The 14,926-nt window shown below is 61.5% G+C and carries 15 protein-coding genes and 1 pseudogene; 2 read left to right on the top strand and 14 right to left on the bottom strand.

Translation table 11 applies throughout. The features are described from left to right. Positions 1 to 58 precede the first annotated feature (58 nt). The 6 genes from AVMA1855_RS09710 to AVMA1855_RS09685 form a co-directional block, all read right to left on the bottom strand. Positions 59 to 517, bottom strand: a complete 459-nt coding sequence (locus AVMA1855_RS09710; protein ID WP_284425543.1) for a nuclear transport factor 2 family protein — start codon at positions 515 to 517, stop codon at positions 59 to 61. A 61-nt stretch (positions 518 to 578) separates the two neighbouring features. Beyond that, positions 579 to 911, bottom strand: coding sequence for a DMT family transporter (locus tag AVMA1855_RS09705; protein WP_284425542.1), 333 nt, complete (start codon positions 909 to 911; stop codon positions 579 to 581). Then, a complete protein-coding gene (locus tag AVMA1855_RS09700) occupies positions 908 to 1,780 on the bottom strand; it encodes an SDR family oxidoreductase (RefSeq protein ID WP_284425541.1) in 873 nt (290 codons plus the stop codon). The genes AVMA1855_RS09705 and AVMA1855_RS09700 overlap by 4 nt, the downstream gene beginning before the upstream one ends. A gap of 79 nt (positions 1,781 to 1,859) precedes the next feature. Then, positions 1,860 to 3,266, bottom strand: coding sequence for an efflux transporter outer membrane subunit (locus tag AVMA1855_RS09695; protein WP_284425540.1), 1,407 nt, complete (start codon positions 3,264 to 3,266; stop codon positions 1,860 to 1,862). Continuing rightward, positions 3,259 to 6,396: a multidrug efflux RND transporter permease subunit gene (locus tag AVMA1855_RS09690; protein ID WP_284425539.1), complete on the bottom strand. Its 3,138-nt coding sequence runs from the start codon at positions 6,394 to 6,396 to the stop codon at positions 3,259 to 3,261. The genes AVMA1855_RS09695 and AVMA1855_RS09690 overlap by 8 nt, the downstream gene beginning before the upstream one ends. 64 nt (positions 6,397 to 6,460) lie before the next feature. Further along, positions 6,461 to 7,621, bottom strand: coding sequence for an efflux RND transporter periplasmic adaptor subunit (locus tag AVMA1855_RS09685; RefSeq protein WP_284425538.1), 1,161 nt, complete (start codon positions 7,619 to 7,621; stop codon positions 6,461 to 6,463). A gap of 210 nt (positions 7,622 to 7,831) precedes the next feature. Between AVMA1855_RS09685 and AVMA1855_RS09680 the strand changes: the two genes are divergently transcribed. Then, positions 7,832 to 8,422, top strand: coding sequence for a TetR/AcrR family transcriptional regulator (locus AVMA1855_RS09680; protein WP_284425537.1), 591 nt, complete (start codon positions 7,832 to 7,834; stop codon positions 8,420 to 8,422). Between the two features lie 173 nt (positions 8,423 to 8,595). On the opposite strand, the gene AVMA1855_RS09675 is transcribed toward AVMA1855_RS09680, so the two are convergent. After that, positions 8,596 to 8,910: a hypothetical protein gene (locus AVMA1855_RS09675; RefSeq protein ID WP_284425536.1), complete on the bottom strand. Its 315-nt coding sequence runs from the start codon at positions 8,908 to 8,910 to the stop codon at positions 8,596 to 8,598. 55 nt (positions 8,911 to 8,965) lie between these two features. Continuing rightward, positions 8,966 to 9,559 (bottom strand): NADPH-dependent FMN reductase, encoded by a 594-nt coding sequence (locus AVMA1855_RS09670; protein ID WP_284425535.1) that lies wholly within the window; start codon positions 9,557 to 9,559, stop codon positions 8,966 to 8,968. Between the two features lie 228 nt (positions 9,560 to 9,787). Between AVMA1855_RS09670 and AVMA1855_RS09665 the strand changes: the two genes are divergently transcribed. Next, positions 9,788 to 10,207, top strand: coding sequence for a MarR family winged helix-turn-helix transcriptional regulator (locus AVMA1855_RS09665; RefSeq protein ID WP_284425534.1), 420 nt, complete (start codon positions 9,788 to 9,790; stop codon positions 10,205 to 10,207). A gap of 54 nt (positions 10,208 to 10,261) precedes the next feature. On the opposite strand, the gene AVMA1855_RS09660 is transcribed toward AVMA1855_RS09665, so the two are convergent. The 6 genes and pseudogenes from AVMA1855_RS09660 to parA form a co-directional block, all read right to left on the bottom strand. Then, positions 10,262 to 12,223 (bottom strand): relaxase/mobilization nuclease and DUF3363 domain-containing protein, encoded by a 1,962-nt coding sequence (locus AVMA1855_RS09660; protein ID WP_284425533.1) that lies wholly within the window; start codon positions 12,221 to 12,223, stop codon positions 10,262 to 10,264. Then, positions 12,223 to 12,732, bottom strand: coding sequence for a hypothetical protein (locus AVMA1855_RS09655; protein ID WP_284425532.1), 510 nt, complete (start codon positions 12,730 to 12,732; stop codon positions 12,223 to 12,225). Before AVMA1855_RS09655 ends, AVMA1855_RS09660 begins: the two co-directional genes overlap by 1 nt. Continuing rightward, positions 12,729 to 13,313 carry a S26 family signal peptidase gene (locus AVMA1855_RS09650; RefSeq protein WP_284425531.1) on the bottom strand — a complete coding sequence of 195 codons (585 nt, stop codon included), beginning with the start codon at positions 13,311 to 13,313 and terminating at the stop codon, positions 12,729 to 12,731. The genes AVMA1855_RS09655 and AVMA1855_RS09650 overlap by 4 nt, the downstream gene beginning before the upstream one ends. After that, positions 13,310 to 13,856: pseudogene (locus tag AVMA1855_RS09645) on the bottom strand (DUF2840 domain-containing protein). The gene AVMA1855_RS09650 and the pseudogene AVMA1855_RS09645 overlap by 4 nt, the downstream one beginning before the upstream one ends. After that, positions 13,853 to 14,116, bottom strand: coding sequence for a chromosome partitioning protein ParB (locus tag AVMA1855_RS09640; protein ID WP_284425575.1), 264 nt, complete (start codon positions 14,114 to 14,116; stop codon positions 13,853 to 13,855). Before AVMA1855_RS09640 ends, AVMA1855_RS09645 begins: the two are co-directional and overlap by 4 nt. Further along, positions 14,113 to 14,751: a ParA family partition ATPase gene (gene parA / locus AVMA1855_RS09635; protein WP_284425530.1), complete on the bottom strand. Its 639-nt coding sequence runs from the start codon at positions 14,749 to 14,751 to the stop codon at positions 14,113 to 14,115. The genes AVMA1855_RS09640 and parA overlap by 4 nt, the downstream gene beginning before the upstream one ends. Positions 14,752 to 14,926 lie beyond the last annotated feature (175 nt).

Genomic DNA, 14,926 nt, shown 5'->3' with positions numbered 1-14,926 from the left:
TTGAGCCAGTTGATCAACGCAACATTGCGTTGATCAACTGGTTGGTCACGAGGCCATTTCAAAACATCGTGTTCTGATTCGCTGTTGTTTCGGGCACGTTCTGAATCACATCCCAGTGTTCGACGATCTTCCCGTCCTTGACGCGAAAAATGTCCACCACAGCCTGGCCCCTGTCGCCTGCGCCGTTGGTAGAGTGAACGTGCAGATAAACGAGGTCTCCATCTGTCGCGCTGCGCAAGATGCGCGCTTTCGATTGGGGGTTGCTCTTGAAGAGCTCAGTGAAGTACCCAACGAACGGGGCTTTGCCGTCGGGGACTTCTGGGTTGTGTTGCCGGTATCCGTCAGCAACCACCTTCGCAGCCGTGACCGTATCGTGTCGATTGAAGAATTGATCGTAGAACGCCAAAACCAGTTTTCGATTGGCTTCTTCGGTGGCGATGTCGCGCGACTGTGCGAAGGCGGTACTGCTCACGGCTATGGCCAGCCCTGCAATCGCGAGTTTGACGAAATTAATCATGGCTTCTCCTAATCTCGGTGATGTTGAAACGACTGCTTTCTGAACGGTGATGAGCCACTGGCTAGTGGTGCGCTGAGGCGGAGAAGATATTGATCGTAAGGACCCCGGCAAGGATCAGTCCTATCCCGACAATCGCCGGTATATCCAGTTTCTGTCCAAAAGCGACCAGACCGATGAGCGCCATTAATACGATGCCCAAGCCCGCCCATATCGCATAAGCAATGCCCACGGGAATGGTGCGAAGCGTCAAAGACAGAAAGTAGAAGGCGACGCCATATCCCAGAAACGACAATAGCGACGGCCACAACTTAGTGAACCCATCTGACGCCTTGAGCGCGCTGGTTGCCCCAACTTCTCCGAGGATCGCAACAATCAAAAACAGGTAGGTTTTCACGATGTTTGCTCCCCTCCCGCCAATGCGATTTCCACTGCCGTAGCAAGCGAGGTCGTGGGCCGGCCAATCAGGTTGCTCAGATCTTTGCTCTCGCTGTACACGTCGCCATTGGCCGCGCCGGTGTCGGCAAGGGCCAAGGTGCTCGACAGCCCGTTGGAAAGCCCATAGCTCTCCAGCAGCGCCCGATAGTCCTCTTCCGGTAGGTCGACGTATTCGACGGAACGACCTGACTGTCGGGAGATCTCGGCTGCAACTTCCGAGAGCGTGAAGCTCTCGTCGCCGGCCAACTCGTAGACGGGCCTGATCTGCCCCACAGCGGTAAGAACCGTCGCTGCTGCCTCGGCATAGTCGATCCGACTGGCACCCGAAATACGGCCGCTCTTTGCGCAGCCGTAGAGCTTGCCCTCATGTACGGCATAGCCGGCGTTCATCGTGTAATTCTCCGTATACCAACCGTGCCGCAGGAAGACATAGGGCACGCGGCTTTCCCGGATCAGGCGCTCGGTCTCGCGGTCTTCGCTCGCATACGGAACTTCGGTCGTGTCAGCGCGAAGCATGCTCGTGTAGGCCATTAGCCAGACCGATCCGCTCGCTGCGGCGGCCTCAACGACGGTCCTATGATGGCGGATTCTGGTGCCGACCTCGGGCCCCGAGATGAGCAGCACCTTCCTGACACCCTGCAGTGCGGCTGGCCAATCCTCGGGGTGATCGTAATCTGCGCGACGAACCACGACGCCTCTTGCAGCAAGATCGGCGACCTTCTCGGGATGCCGGACGGCCGCTACGATCCGATGCGCGGGAACGCGCGCCAGCAAATGTTCCACGACCGATCTGCCCAATTGTCCCGCTGCGCCAGTTACTAGAATCATGAGAATCTCCAATCAATAGTTGCTACTTAGTTAATTCCGATCAGCCATTGCTGCCGTGAAAGAATGTCGCGTGGCCAGCCTATCGGAGCCGTCCCTCATCGCCTCCGAGGGCCTTGTAGAGTCCAATGCGGCTGCCCTGAAGTGCTGACCAGGTATCGAGCAACGCCAGACGGTTCGAGAAATCCTGTCGCTTGGCATCCAGATAGCGCAGGTGGCTATCCACACCGCCACGGTAACGAAGCTCCGCCAGCCTGAGCGTTTGTTCGCTGCTGGCAACAAGCCGGCTCTGTGAGGCCATCTGCTGCTGCAACGTCGAGCGCGCCACCAGAGCATCTGCGACCTCCGTGAAAGCGATCTGGATCGTTTTCTCGAACTCGACGATCGATGACTCCTTGCGAATCTGCGCCAGGTCCAGGTTCGCCCGGTTGCGGCCGGCAGCGAAGATGGGGAGCGTGATCTGAGGAAGAAACTGCCAGGCGCGGGTGCCGGACGAGAACAGGTCGGACAGTTCCGGGCTGGCGCTGCCGAGCGATCCGGTCAGCGTGATGCGCGGAAAGAACGCGGCACGTGCGGCGCCGATGTCGGCATTGCGCGCCCGGATACGATGTTCCGCTGCCACGACGTCCGGGCGTCGCGTCAGAAGTTCGGACGGCAGGCCCGCAGGAACGTTCTGAAACAGCGCGCCCTGGATTGATGCTGGGGTCAGGGTCGCACCGAGTGCGTTTTCGCCAACCAGCAGTTGCAGAGCGTTTCGCGCCTGTTCGCTTTCCCGTTGTGTGCGCAGCAGTTCAGTTGTGGCTTGCTCGACCAAGCTGATGGACTCCTGCAAGTCCACCTCGCCAGCAGTGCCCACCCCTAGCCGCAATCGGATGAGTTCCAACGATGTCTCGCGCGCCTCAAGGGTCTGACTTGTCAGTGCGATACGCGTCTGTGCTGCGGTGTAGCGCACGTAAGCCTCGCTGACGTTGGCGATCAGGCTGATACGTACGCCACGCGCAGCCTGCTCGGTGGCCAGATACTCTTGCAGCGCCGCTTGTGACAAGTTGCGCGTGCGGCCGAACAAGTCAAGCTCGAACGCACTCAGGCCAATGTCGGCGCGATACGTCGATTGCACACCACCTTGCCCGCTCTGGCTCAGGGCATCGGGAATGCGTTGCCGGTCCAACGCGCCATTTGCATTGACGGTAGGCAGCCTGTCGGCACGCTGAATCCGATACTGCGCTTGGGCGGCCTCAATGTTGAGTAAGGCTTGGCGAAGATCACGGTTGTGAATCAGTGCGGACCGGATGAGTAGCCGCAGGTGCGGTTCCTGGATGAAATCCTCCCAATCCGGCATCGCCGCGCCCGTGGCTGCGGTCTCATCGGCAGGCAACGGATATGCAGCAGGAACCGGGGTGGCCGGCTGCTTATGGATCGGCGCGAGCGAACATGCGCTCAATGCCAGCGAGAATGCTGCTAGCACCAGACAGATCTTTGCATTACGCATTTCTCTTAGCCTCCGGCGCTGCATCCACGCGAGCGCGTGCGCGCCGCTTGATGACGGACAGCACCCATACGAAGAACACCGGAACGAACAGCACCCCAAGCACGGTGGCGCTAAGCATTCCGCCAATCACTCCCGTGCCGATGGCACGCTGGCTCTCGGCGCCAGCGCCAGTGGCGATCGCTAAAGGCACGACACCCAGAATGAAGGCCAGCGAAGTCATCACGATGGGGCGGAAACGCAGGCGCGCTGCCTCCATTGCCGAATCCGTCAGCGATTTGCCCTGCGCGTGCAAGTCCTTGGCAAACTCAATGATCAGGATGGCGTTCTTTGCGGCCAGGCCGATGATCGTTACGAGCCCCACCTTGAAGTAGACATCGTTGGGCATACCGAGCAGCGTGGCTGCAGCGACCGAACCGAGAGCGCCAATCGGCACGATCAGTAGCACCGACATGGGAATCTTCCAGCTCTCATACAGCGCCACCAGCACCAGGAACACGACCAGCAACGCAAGCGCCAGGAGCATCGGTGCCTGCGAACCCGCTGCCTTTTCCTGGTAGGAAAGTCCCGTCCATTCGTAGCCGATGCCTTTGGGCAGCTCGGCTACGATCCGCTCAATCTCCTTCATGCCATCGCCGCTGCTGAGGCCAGGTACGACGCTGCCAGTGAACTTGATGCTGGGATAGCCGTTGTAGCGGACGATCTGCATCGGTCCGGTCTTCCAGCCGATTTCGCTGAACGCCTCCAATGCGACCAGCTTGCCGGAACGATTGGTGACGTAGAGCTTGCCCAGCGCCTCCGGGGTGGCCCGGCTTCCGGGATCGGCCTGGACGATGACGCGCTGCATGCGCCCCTGATTGGGAAATTCATTGATCTGCGCAGAACCGAAAGCGGTAGACAGCGACGCATTGATGACATCGAAGGACACACCCAGCGCCTCGGCCTTTTCGCGGTCGATCTTGAGGTCCAACTGAGGGGCGTCCTTGAGCCCTTCGATCATGATGTAGGTGAACATGCCCGACTGGTACACCTTACCCATGAGTTCTGCGCCGGCGGCGAACAGAGCCTCTCGGCCAAGGCCAGCACGGTCCTGCAAGCGCAGCGAGAAACCGGCAGAGGTACCCATGCCCTCGATAGACGGCGGCGCAACGGCAAACAACGTCCCGTCCTGAATTCCCTGATAAGCACCATTGGCGTTGTTCACTTCGATCATGGCGGACTCCTCGCTGGAGCGCTCAGACCAGTCCTTGAAGATGGTGAAGGCCAAGCCAGCGTTCTGGCCCATGCCGGCGAAGCTGAAGCCAAGTACCGAGATCACGTCTTTCACCGCAGGGCGCGAGGACTGGTACTGCTCCATTTGCTCGGCTGTGGCCAGCGTGCGCGGCAAAGTCGCACCCGGCGCCAGCTGGATGTCGGTAATCATGTACCCCTGGTCTTCGGTCGGCAGGAACGCTGACGGCATGCGCCAATAGGAGAATGCCAGCACGCCGACGATTGCTAAGTACACCAGCATGACGCGCCCACTGCGCGTCACTAGGCGCGAGGTGGTAGCTGCATAGCCGTGAGTGATGCGACCAAAACTCCGGTTGAACCAGCCGAAGACGCCTTTCTTCTCGTCGTGGTGTCCTTTGTGAATCGGCTTGATTAGGGTGGCGCACAGCGCCGGCGTCAGGGTCAGCGCCAAGAAGCCCGAGAACAGGATGGAGATAGCCAGGGAGACCGAGAACTGCCGGTAGATCACGCCCACCGACCCGCTCATGAAGGCCAGCGGCAGGAACACCGCCGTCAGAACCAGCGTGATGCCGACGATGGCACCGCTGATCTGCTTCATGGCCTTGATCGTGGCGTCTTTAGGAGACAGGCCCTCTTCAGACATGATGCGCTCGACGTTCTCGACCACTACGATGGCGTCGTCCACCAAGATGCCGATCGCGAGCACCATGCCGAACATCGTCATCATGTTCACCGAAAATCCCAGGGGCAACATCATTGCTAGCGTGCCCAGCAGCGATACCGGCACAACAATGGCGGGGATCAGCGTGTAGCGGATGTTCTGCAGGAACAACCACATCACCAGAAAGACGAGGATGATCGCCTCGGCCAGCGTCTGTATCACCTTCTTGATCGCCACCTCGACAAAGCGTGAGGTGTCATAGGGCACGCTGTATCCGATGTCGCTCGGGAATGTGGTGGATAGTTCCTGCAGCCGCGCCTTGACACCCTCGGCCGTCTGTAGCGCGTTGGCACCCGGTGACAATTGCACCGCAATGGCCGCCGCCGGGCGACCGTTCAAACGCGACGAGAACCGATAGTCCTGACTGCCCAGCTCCACGCGTGCAACATCACCCAGCTTGACGGTCGAGCCGTCCGTAGTGGCGCGCAGCACGATGCGCGAGAACTCGTCAACCGACGCCAATTGTCCTCGCACCATTATGGTGGCGGAAATTTCCTGGTCCTTTTGGCCGGGTTGGTCGCCGATGCTGCCGCCCGGCACTTGGGCATTCTGTGCCGCGATCGCACGATCAACGTCGGCGACAGAAAGGCCGTAGCCAACCAGCTTGGCCGGGTCCACCCATATACGCAGCGCCCGCTCGGCTGCAAACATCTGCACGCGACCCACGCCCGGGACGCGCCGGATTTCGTTGTTCACGTTGCGCGCGGCGTAGTCGGCCAGGCCAACAGGATCCTTATCGCCCTCCTTGTACGTCAAGGCGTAGATCATCAGGAAGTTGGCACTGGCCTGTTCCACCTGCAGGCCTTGTTGCGTGACGGCTCGCGGCAGGCGGGGCTCCACACGCTTGATGCGGTTCTGGACATCCACCTGCGCCAGGGCCGGATTGGTGCCCGGCTGGAAGGTGACGTAGGTTTCTGCAACACCGGCCCCGTTGCTCTGCGACTCGTAGTACAGCAGCCCCTTGGCACCGTTGAGTTCCTCTTCGATTAAGCTCGTGACGCTGGTGTTGATGCTTTCTGCGGACGCGCCTGGATACGTGGACGTGATCAGAATCTGCGGAGGCGCCACGCTGGGGTACTGAGCGACAGGTAGAGATGGCAGAGCGAGTACGCCCGCCAATGCAATGAAGATTGCGATGACCCAAGCGAAGTTGGGTCGATGTATGAAGAAGTTGGGCATTGAGATTTCCGTCGGTCAGCGCGTATGCGGATGTGGGCCACGCTGTGGCGTGGCATCCAAGGGCTTACTTCTTCCTCTCGCCCTGTTCGGCGGGCTTCTTGACAGTCACCGGCGTACCGGGTGTCAGCTTCTCCGCGCCATCGACGACTACCTTGTCACCCGCTTTCAAGCCATCGGTGATCTGCCATTCCGAACCTTGCATGACGCCGGTTTGCACGGGGCGCTCTTGCGCCGTGCCTTCGGCTGAGACCGTCATCACCTTGGCGACACCATCCGGGCCGCGCAGAACTGCTCGCTGCGGCAGGAAAATGGCCCTCTCGTCAACTCCCTGTTCTGTGCTGACGCGTACGTACATCCCAGGCAGCAGGGCACCCTGTGGATTGGGAAACATGCCGCGCAGCATCACTTGCCCCGTGCCGGGATCGACCGTCACATCGGAGAACATCAGGTGGCCCTGCGCCTTGTAGCGTGTGCCTTCGACGCTGATGCTGACCCTGGGTTGGCCTTTGCTGTCGGCGGACAACGTGCCGTCAGCAATCGCTTCGCGCAGCCGCAGCAGCGCATTAGCCGGTTGGGTGAAGTCCGCATAGATCGGGTCCATCTGCTGGATCAGCGCCATGGGGGTGGTTTCACCCTGTCCGACCAGAGCGCCTTCGCTGACCAGACTGCGGCCAACGCGACCTGAGATTGGGGCTCGCACCGTTGCGTAGTTCAGGTCGAGCTGTGCGGTCCTGACCTCCGCCTGCGCAGAAGCATGTCCTGCCTGTGCCGTTTGCAGAGCTGCAATCGCATCGTCGTACTCCTGCTGGCTCACGGCGTTTGCCTTTGCGAGCGGCTCATAGCGCCGCGCGACGGACTGTGCCTGCTTGAGCTGAGCCTCCGCCCGTGCAACAGCAGCTCGAGAGCGCGCCAGCGCTGCCTCGAACGGGGCCGAGTCAATGGTGAATAGCAGGTCACCCGCCTTGACTGAGGCGCCCTCGACGAAGTGACGTTTGTGCACGATGCCGGCGACGCGGGCTCGTACTTCGGCCACCCGGACAGGCGAGATCCGTCCTGGCAGTTCGCTGGTGAACGCGCGCGCCGCGGTCGCCACCGTACGCACGTCGACCTCGACAGGCTGCGCCCCTGTCTGCTTCCCAGGGTCGGATTGGCCGCCATCGCAGCCAGAAAGGAACAACGCGATGCTCAACCCAAGCGCTTTGAAACCGGCCGTGTATTTCGCCATGAGGGGCCTTTTGGAGTTCACATTACACCTTCTTGAGGCTATTCAGACACGTAGTGTACCATAAAGATGTAAATGAGTCTAACTAGATTCATTGGGGGCCTGGGTCGACCTGATCTAGAGGCTGGTGTATCCTCCAGGTTTTAGAAGAATCGACTTAAATGGACCCATCTCGATTCAAATGGGTTGATTGAGGCAGAGGGCGACGCAGAAATGACCATCGAACTAGATGACAAATTGGCAGGCGCGCTCGCGCTTGCGGTATCCCAGCACCCAAGAGCGAACCTCCAGCAGCTCGCGCGGGCGGCTGGAACCAGCAAGGGCACGCTCTACCGCATCTGCACGACCCGTGAGGGCGTGATTGAAATACTGATGGAGCGTGCCAAGCGCCATATGCGCGAAGCGCTAGACAAAGCCCACTTAATGCAACCGCCGTTCGTGGATGCGCTCCATCGGCTGACAGAGCATCTGATGACGAGGCGCGAGTTCTATTTGTTTTGGAACGCCGCCATGTGGGTGAACCTTGGCGATGCCAAGGACCACGACGTGAAGGGGTACGTCGCCTCGTTCTTCAGCGATGCGCTTGAAGACTTCTTTCTGCGCGGGCAAAAGGCCGGCATCTTCAGGATCGACATGCCGGCCAGGTGGCTGGCTAAGTCCTACGACTTTCTGCTTTATGCGGCGATCGAATCGGCCCTGCGGGGGGAAATTGCCTCCCTCGGCATGCCGATGATGGTGGACAAAATGTTCCTGCACGGCGCGAGTGCCGACGCTGCGCCAGAGACGCCGCGGGCGACAGCATAGTGGCAGATAGGTGCCTCAAGGTAACGGCTGAAACTTGGGGCGCCAGCCGAACTAGGCAGGCTTTTGTCAGCTGTTTGATCGAAGGACTGACGGTATCCCGTCCGCTTCGGTAGGTCTCAAGCTATCCCACGGCGCCCCAACGCTACCACTTGGTACGAGCGCCAATCACCTCGTCAGGCCCCTTCGACGGTCCGTGGCACGGAGGTGTACAGCCCGATCTCGCCTAGTTCAGTGACTATCGGCCGTTGCTCGCATCGAGCGTCAAGAGTTGATCGGTATCGGTGAAAAGCCGGCAGATCAGCCAGTACACCGAGGCCGTGGGGCATGTTCGCCATGGCCACGAACGTCACCTTGTCATCGAGTTGGAACGTTGAGTAGTCCAAGTTCCCTGGCTTTCGCTGCTGCAACTCTTCGTACACAGCGGCCAGCAGTTCGAGCTCCCGTTCCACTTGGTCGGGCTTGATCTTCCATCGGATCATTGCGTGCATAACCGTATCCTTCGCATCAACAAGTAGGGTAGGGGATTGGCGGGGGCGTTTCCCCTCAAGTCTTCGAGGCTTGTGATTCGCGGGCAGTCTTAGTGGCAGATCCCCACCAAACCAGTTCATCCAACATCTTCTTGGCGCTGGGCAGAAGAACTTGTTCGATTCCGGCGATGGGCTCGCGCTGATGTACTGTGCGCAGATACTCTCCTCCACCGATGTTCACGGATGTCTTTACCGGCACCATCTGCAGTTCGATGGAGATCGAGTGTGCATGCTCGATGGCGCAAGCCGCGCCCAAGCCACCATAGCCGAGAAAAGCGATCGGCTTCCTGCTCCATTCGACGTAGGCTTGATCGAAGGCGTTCTTAAGCGACGCGGTGATGGAACGGTTGTACTCCGCCGTGACCACGATGTATCCGTCGAATTCGCCAATCTTTTTTTGCCAGGCGACCGCGCGTGCATCCTCGCTCGGCGCCCACGCGTTGGACATCTTCTCGTTGAAGAACGGGAGATCAAAGGTTTTTACATCCACCAACTCCACGGACAAGTCCTCGCGCTGCTGCGCCAGCTTGAAGATCCACTGGGCGGGGATGGGGGCGAACCGGGCATCTCGCGTGCTGCCGATGATGACGGCGATCTTCAATTTAGACATGGATGTATGGCTCCGATGGCCTGCCCATGGGGCAGTAGATTGAGGGAAGTCACGAGCTTAGATATACTAAATCTATGCGCATGCATGTACTATATCCATGCGCATGCATACTTGCAACCCTATTGGTAAAAAAATAGCGCAACGGAGCATGGATCGAGGATGAAGCACGCTAGTGAGACTGAGGGCGAGAACCCTCCATACGCCAACTGCACACGGGCCTTTGGCGCCTTGGCACTCGCACATGCGCTGGTCGCAGCCGAACTCGAGACCGTGTTGGGGGAAAGCGTTGGCCTCAGCATTAATGAATTCGACGTGCTCGCTGGCCTTGACGCCGCACCTGGCAAGTCATTGCCCCTCTCAGATCTCGATGGCTTGGTGCGGCTCAGTCAACCGGCGATTAGCAGAATGGTGGCGCGCCTGATGGATCGGGAACTTGTCACGCGCTCCGGCAGCCCGAATGACCGCCGCCGCTACAGCCTTCACCTCACGAAAACGGGAGCCGAACTCCTCGTCCGCGCGGTGCCGATTCATTCGGCTTGCATACAACGCAGGCTGTTGGCACGGCTCAGTCCAAACGAAAGAGACGTGCTGCGTGACGCCCTTCTGAAAATCATCGACACTGCCGCTCCTGCGCCTAACACGCTTTAGGCGTTGACTGCACAGGCCAATGCGGCCAGCTACGTCGGCAAGCAGGTCATGACATCAACCAATGGACGGACCGCGGGCCCGTCCGAATGTCCAGGACACGCTGCTGCCTTTTACGGTCGCGGCGAGTTGCTGCCCAAGGCGCCGTTCGATTACGGGCTTCCAAGGCACTAGGCTGAAACCCACTCCGTCATCAAGCACCGCGTAGCGTCCACTGACGAGCATGAGCCGACGCCGATAAATGCCGGCCACGCGCTGGCCGTCGATCACTGGCTGATGTTTTAGGCCGGTATGTGCCGCGATTTCCCGCGCGGCCTCCGCCAGCTCGCGACCGCGCAATGTCGCCAGCAAGTTGGGCGCGAGGATCGCGCGTTGCCCGTGCCGCTCGGCCAGCCCCTGTTCGGCAAGAAAGTCGATGCGCTGCTTTAGCGCGCCTCTGACTTCGCCGCCAAAGCCCAGGTCGCACAGTCCCTTGCCGCCGCCTATCAGCTGTTGATCCAACCAGGTAGCGCCGATCACACGGGCCTGCTGCTCGATGGGCAGATGTGACTTCAGCTCCACAGTTACACCGCCGTCCACGCGCTGAGCGTCGTATCGCCGGCCCTGTTCGGGTAAGTCGCCTGGCACGCGCCAGACGCCTTCAGCGACGCGCTCCACAATGCCTGCGCGGCGCAATGCTTCGAGCCGGCGCACATGGGCACTGATCACGTCGCGTGGATCGCGGTCGGCATCCGGCCGAGCCTGAGCGATCTCCAAATGATGATCGGTGCGGTATACGCCATCCGCCGCCAACGCGGCGATGGTCTTGTCCGCCGCGCGCACGGTGGTCGAGCCTTTGACATCCACCACCGCGCCGGTCGGGTATTGATCCAGTTCCGTCCCCGGCGGCAGCGCGACATAGTGCGCCTTGCCGTCGGCGCCATCGACGATCAGATAGCCCTTGTCATACAGCTCGTTGGCCAGCCCCTTGCCGGCCACGCGGCCGATGATGGAGCGACCATCCGCGCCAGCCTGAAACACCGCCAGTTCGCGCTGCTGGCCGCTCATCGCCCGCTGCATCGTGCGGATGATGTCGCCGCGTTCGCCCATCGCCCGCAAGGTTAATTCGGCATCGGCATGAACGGTCCACACGCTGGGCTGAACTTCGGTCGCCAGCCCCATGCGCTGCAAGCGTTGGAGGCGGCCGACGAGCAGCAGGCGCTGACGTTGCAACCGGGGTTCGCTGAGGCGTTCGACTCGCACCAGACCATCCACAGCCTCGCGCTTCAACGTCCAATCCAATCCAGTCCAGCGCTCCTGCTCTACTTCGCGCTGCATGGTGCGCTGGATATCCAGTTCGGTGCGCAGTCCCAACCATTCGGTGGCGAGTTCGGCGGCGCGTTCGCGCATGCTCTGCGTGATGTATTGCTGCGAGATGATGAGGTCTTTTCCGGTGTCGTCCTTGCCGCGCAGCACGACATGGGTGTGCGGGTTGTCGGTGTTCCAGTGGTCCACTGCCACCCAGTCCAGGCGCGTGCCCAGGTCGGCTTCCATGCGGCTCATCAGGTGGCGGGTGTATGTGCGCAAGTCGTCGAGCTGTTCGGCATCCTCGGGCGAGACGATCAGGCGGAATTGATGGCGGTCTTTGCGCCCGCGTTCCTCGAAGGCAGTGGTATCAGCCTCGTCCGTCATCGGACCATACGCCTTACCGGAGTCCTGCTCACGGCCCACACCTTCGCGCTCGATGTAGCTCAGGTGCGTGATGGTCGAGCGCGCGCCGGCCTGCTTGAGATACACCAAACGCACCTTGACCATGACACGCCGGGATGACGCGGATAGCGACTGACCGGTAAAGCGCGCCGCCACATGGCCACGCCCCAGGCGTGAGCCAGGCGTCTTGCCACGCTTCCCGCCCGTAGCGTTGGCCGCTTTGGCGGCCTGACGCAACACCTGCGAAACAAAGGCATCGCCGCGCTGCTTCGGCTTACCCGGTCGGATGCGGAAACGGTCTTCATCGTCCGAACTGCCGCGCTTGCTCATCACGTGGTTCCAGCGCAGGCCATCGGGCCATGGCGTGGTGCGCACGTGGTTTCGTCAAGGCCGACAAGGCTTTGCGCCAACTCGCGGCACGGTGCCGCGATAGAGCGCGTGCCGCGCCAACCCCACGTGCAGACTGGCTTTGTGCGCACCTTGGTGCCGCACCCTTCAATCTTGCCCTGCATCTTTCCCCGGCCTGACGGCACGGGGATGCGATGCCCCGGCTGCGCTGCGCAAAGCGCAGCCGGCCAGCCGGCGAACACCAGCCATGCCGCAGGCATGGCGCGTTCGGGGCAAGCGGTCTGCACAGGGGAGTGCACGGCGCAATGCAGCAGTCGATGCCGTGCAAAGCGCGGCGCGGATGCGCTCGCGCTGCACGCACGCCGACACGGCGAGCCCATGCGCAGCGACACGCCTGATAGCACGTCAATGGCGTGCGCCAGCGCGCCGGACGTGAGGCAGGCGGAGCTGCGGCCAATGTGCCAGCGAGACCGGAAGTCGGGCAAAGTCATGGTCGCTTCTCCAGGTAGATCGGCTGCGCGGTTCCGATCACGGCGGATGCAGCAATCGGCCCGAAGTAACGACTGTCGAACGATGCCGGATTGGTCGTGCTCAACAGGAACAGTTCGGCCGGATGAAGATGCCGGCATTGCGGCCAGGATGGCAGCGGCCGGCCCATGCGATCAGCAGGCAGCGCGGCGGCCGCAGGCACGCCGTCGATGCGCACGACACCCTCCACGATGCAGACGTGTTGCGGCGCGACCGCGCCCACACGTTTGAGCAACGGGATGTGCGATGGTAGGTAGCCGCGCTGCGCAGCGAGCGCGGCCACGTCAGCCGGAAGTGGGGTGAGCACGATGCTGTCCACGGATAAAGGACGTGGCGGCGAGTCAGCAGGTTTGATGCGATACCAACCGACCGGAACACTGTCGGATAGGTTGTAGACGACCTGCGCCGCAGGCCGCACGAAGGATGCCCAAGCCAGCGCAGCAAGGCCGCAGGCGGACAAGACGGTCAGCACGATGCGAGCGCGCAGGCGCGAGCGAGGTTCTGGCGTGATTCCAGACGCGGTGCCGGTTGTGGTGGCCGTCATTGCAGCCCCCTCCCGGACAGCCAGGCGGCGTGCCGCTCGGCGGTGTAGTCCGGCAGCGACAGGCGAGCCGCCAGACGGTTGCTCAACGTGCGCCAGTACGCGGGCGATACGTCGATGGCGGCAATGCCTATCGCCTCAATGGCATCGATATTCACCAGCACCGCGCGCACCTTCTGTTCGCCCTCGGCGTGCAGCAGCAGGCGCGCGCCAGGCTGCACGCCGGGAATGCGCTGCACGGCATCCAGCGGCGTGCAAGCCTGCATCACCATGATGCTGCCAGCGGATCGTTCCGTAGTCGTTGGATTCCCAGCGGATGCGGCAGAAAATGGACGCCGGCAGAAACACTGCGCTGCGCCGCCAGCGGTCGAGCTGGAGGGTGCGCGCCGCGTTGCCAAAGCGCAGATAGAGGTTGATGCGCTGCTCCACGAAGGCCAGCGCCACGCGAGTCAACGGCACATTGCCGGCCTGGCCGGCGAGTGCATGCAGCGACGGCGCCGCCGTGATTGTTGTGGCAGCCGTAGCCGCCAGATTGGGGGCATTCATGGTGTGTTCTCCGGGAACTCGCGTTCCAACAAGACGCGCAGCAACTCGGCGACCGTCGTGTTCTGCGTGAAGGCGGAAACCTTGATGCGGGCGCGCAGTGCGGGCGTCACGTCGAGGGTTAAGCGAGCCGTGTAAAGGTCGCTCTTGTTGAGGTCGACGCCGTCGCCCTGGCGAATCCACGCCTCGGCGTGCGGATTCGCGGGCGGACGCGCGCCAATGGCGATGCGTTTGCCCGTGCGTTTGTCTGATCCGCTGCTCATGATGGCCACCGCAGCAGTTCATCGACCAATGCAGTGATTTCGCGTGCGGCGGCGCCGTCCGGTGTCAGCTCACGCGCCAGCCGACCCGCGGCCACGCTGTCGGCGAAGACGATGCGTTGGCGTATCTCGGCGCGCAGCGCGGGCAAGGGCTGATCGGCGAGCGCGCTGCGCGCCTCGCGTCCGATCACGGTGGTGCTGACGCGCCGATTGATCACGAAGGCCGCGCGCAGCGCAGGCCTGAACACCTGGGCTTCGCGGATCAGTGCCACCATCTCGGCGCTGGCCCACAGGTCGTAGGGACTGGGTTGTACCGGGATCAGCACGCAATCCGCAGCCAGCAGCGCTGAGCGCGCCAAGGCGGCGATCCGGGGCGGTCCGTCAATCACGACGTGATCGGCCCGCCTGGCAAGTTCTGGCGCTTCCTGGTGCAGGGTTTCTCGTGCCAAGCCTACGGCGCTGAACAATCGGGGCAGTCCTTGTTGGCTGCGCCGTTGCGTCCAGTCCAGTGACGAGCCCTGCGGATCGGCATCCAGCAGGATCACTGATTGCCCTCGCATCGCCAGTTCGCCAGCGATGTGGGTGGCGAGCGTGGTCTTGCCGACGCCGCCTTTCTGATTGAGCAAGGCGACGATCATGGCGCGGCCCTCCCTAATGGGAAACTGGCCCGTTTCTGCTTTGCAGAACGTCTTTGGTTTTGGCTTCGGGTTTGCCGTTGCTTTCGGCTTTCAGCAGTTGTCCACCGAAACGTCGCGGCTCTACTAAAAGTTAGTGAATTTAAGTTAGGGAAGTTAGAAGGGCGGCAAACCCGCG

The sequence above is a fragment of the Acidovorax sp. SUPP1855 genome, from assembly GCF_030158955.1.
Lineage (GTDB): Bacteria > Pseudomonadota > Gammaproteobacteria > Burkholderiales > Burkholderiaceae_C > Paracidovorax.
Note: the sequence above shows the minus strand (reverse complement) of the source record. Positions and strands in the feature narration are given on the sequence as shown.

Coding starts and splice junctions, on each gene's coding strand:
- AVMA1855_RS09710 (WP_284425543.1), bottom strand. CDS start 517: ATGATTAATTTCGTCAAACTCGCGATTGCAGGGCTGGCCATAGCCGTG.
- AVMA1855_RS09700 (WP_284425541.1), bottom strand. CDS start 1,780: ATGATTCTAGTAACTGGCGCAGCGGGACAATTGGGCAGATCGGTCGTG.
- AVMA1855_RS09695 (WP_284425540.1), bottom strand. CDS start 3,266: ATGCGTAATGCAAAGATCTGTCTGGTGCTAGCAGCATTCTCGCTGGCA.
- AVMA1855_RS09690 (WP_284425539.1), bottom strand. CDS start 6,396: ATGCCCAACTTCTTCATACATCGACCCAACTTCGCTTGGGTCATCGCA.
- AVMA1855_RS09685 (WP_284425538.1), bottom strand. CDS start 7,621: ATGGCGAAATACACGGCCGGTTTCAAAGCGCTTGGGTTGAGCATCGCG.
- AVMA1855_RS09680 (WP_284425537.1), top strand. CDS start 7,832: ATGACCATCGAACTAGATGACAAATTGGCAGGCGCGCTCGCGCTTGCG.
- AVMA1855_RS09675 (WP_284425536.1), bottom strand. CDS start 8,910: ATGCACGCAATGATCCGATGGAAGATCAAGCCCGACCAAGTGGAACGG.
- AVMA1855_RS09670 (WP_284425535.1), bottom strand. CDS start 9,559: ATGTCTAAATTGAAGATCGCCGTCATCATCGGCAGCACGCGAGATGCC.
- AVMA1855_RS09660 (WP_284425533.1), bottom strand. CDS start 12,223: ATGAGCAAGCGCGGCAGTTCGGACGATGAAGACCGTTTCCGCATCCGA.
- AVMA1855_RS09655 (WP_284425532.1), bottom strand. CDS start 12,732: ATGACTTTGCCCGACTTCCGGTCTCGCTGGCACATTGGCCGCAGCTCC.
- AVMA1855_RS09650 (WP_284425531.1), bottom strand. CDS start 13,313: ATGACGGCCACCACAACCGGCACCGCGTCTGGAATCACGCCAGAACCT.
- AVMA1855_RS09640 (WP_284425575.1), bottom strand. CDS start 14,116: ATGAGCAGCGGATCAGACAAACGCACGGGCAAACGCATCGCCATTGGC.
- parA (WP_284425530.1), bottom strand. CDS start 14,751: ATGATCGTCGCCTTGCTCAATCAGAAAGGCGGCGTCGGCAAGACCACG.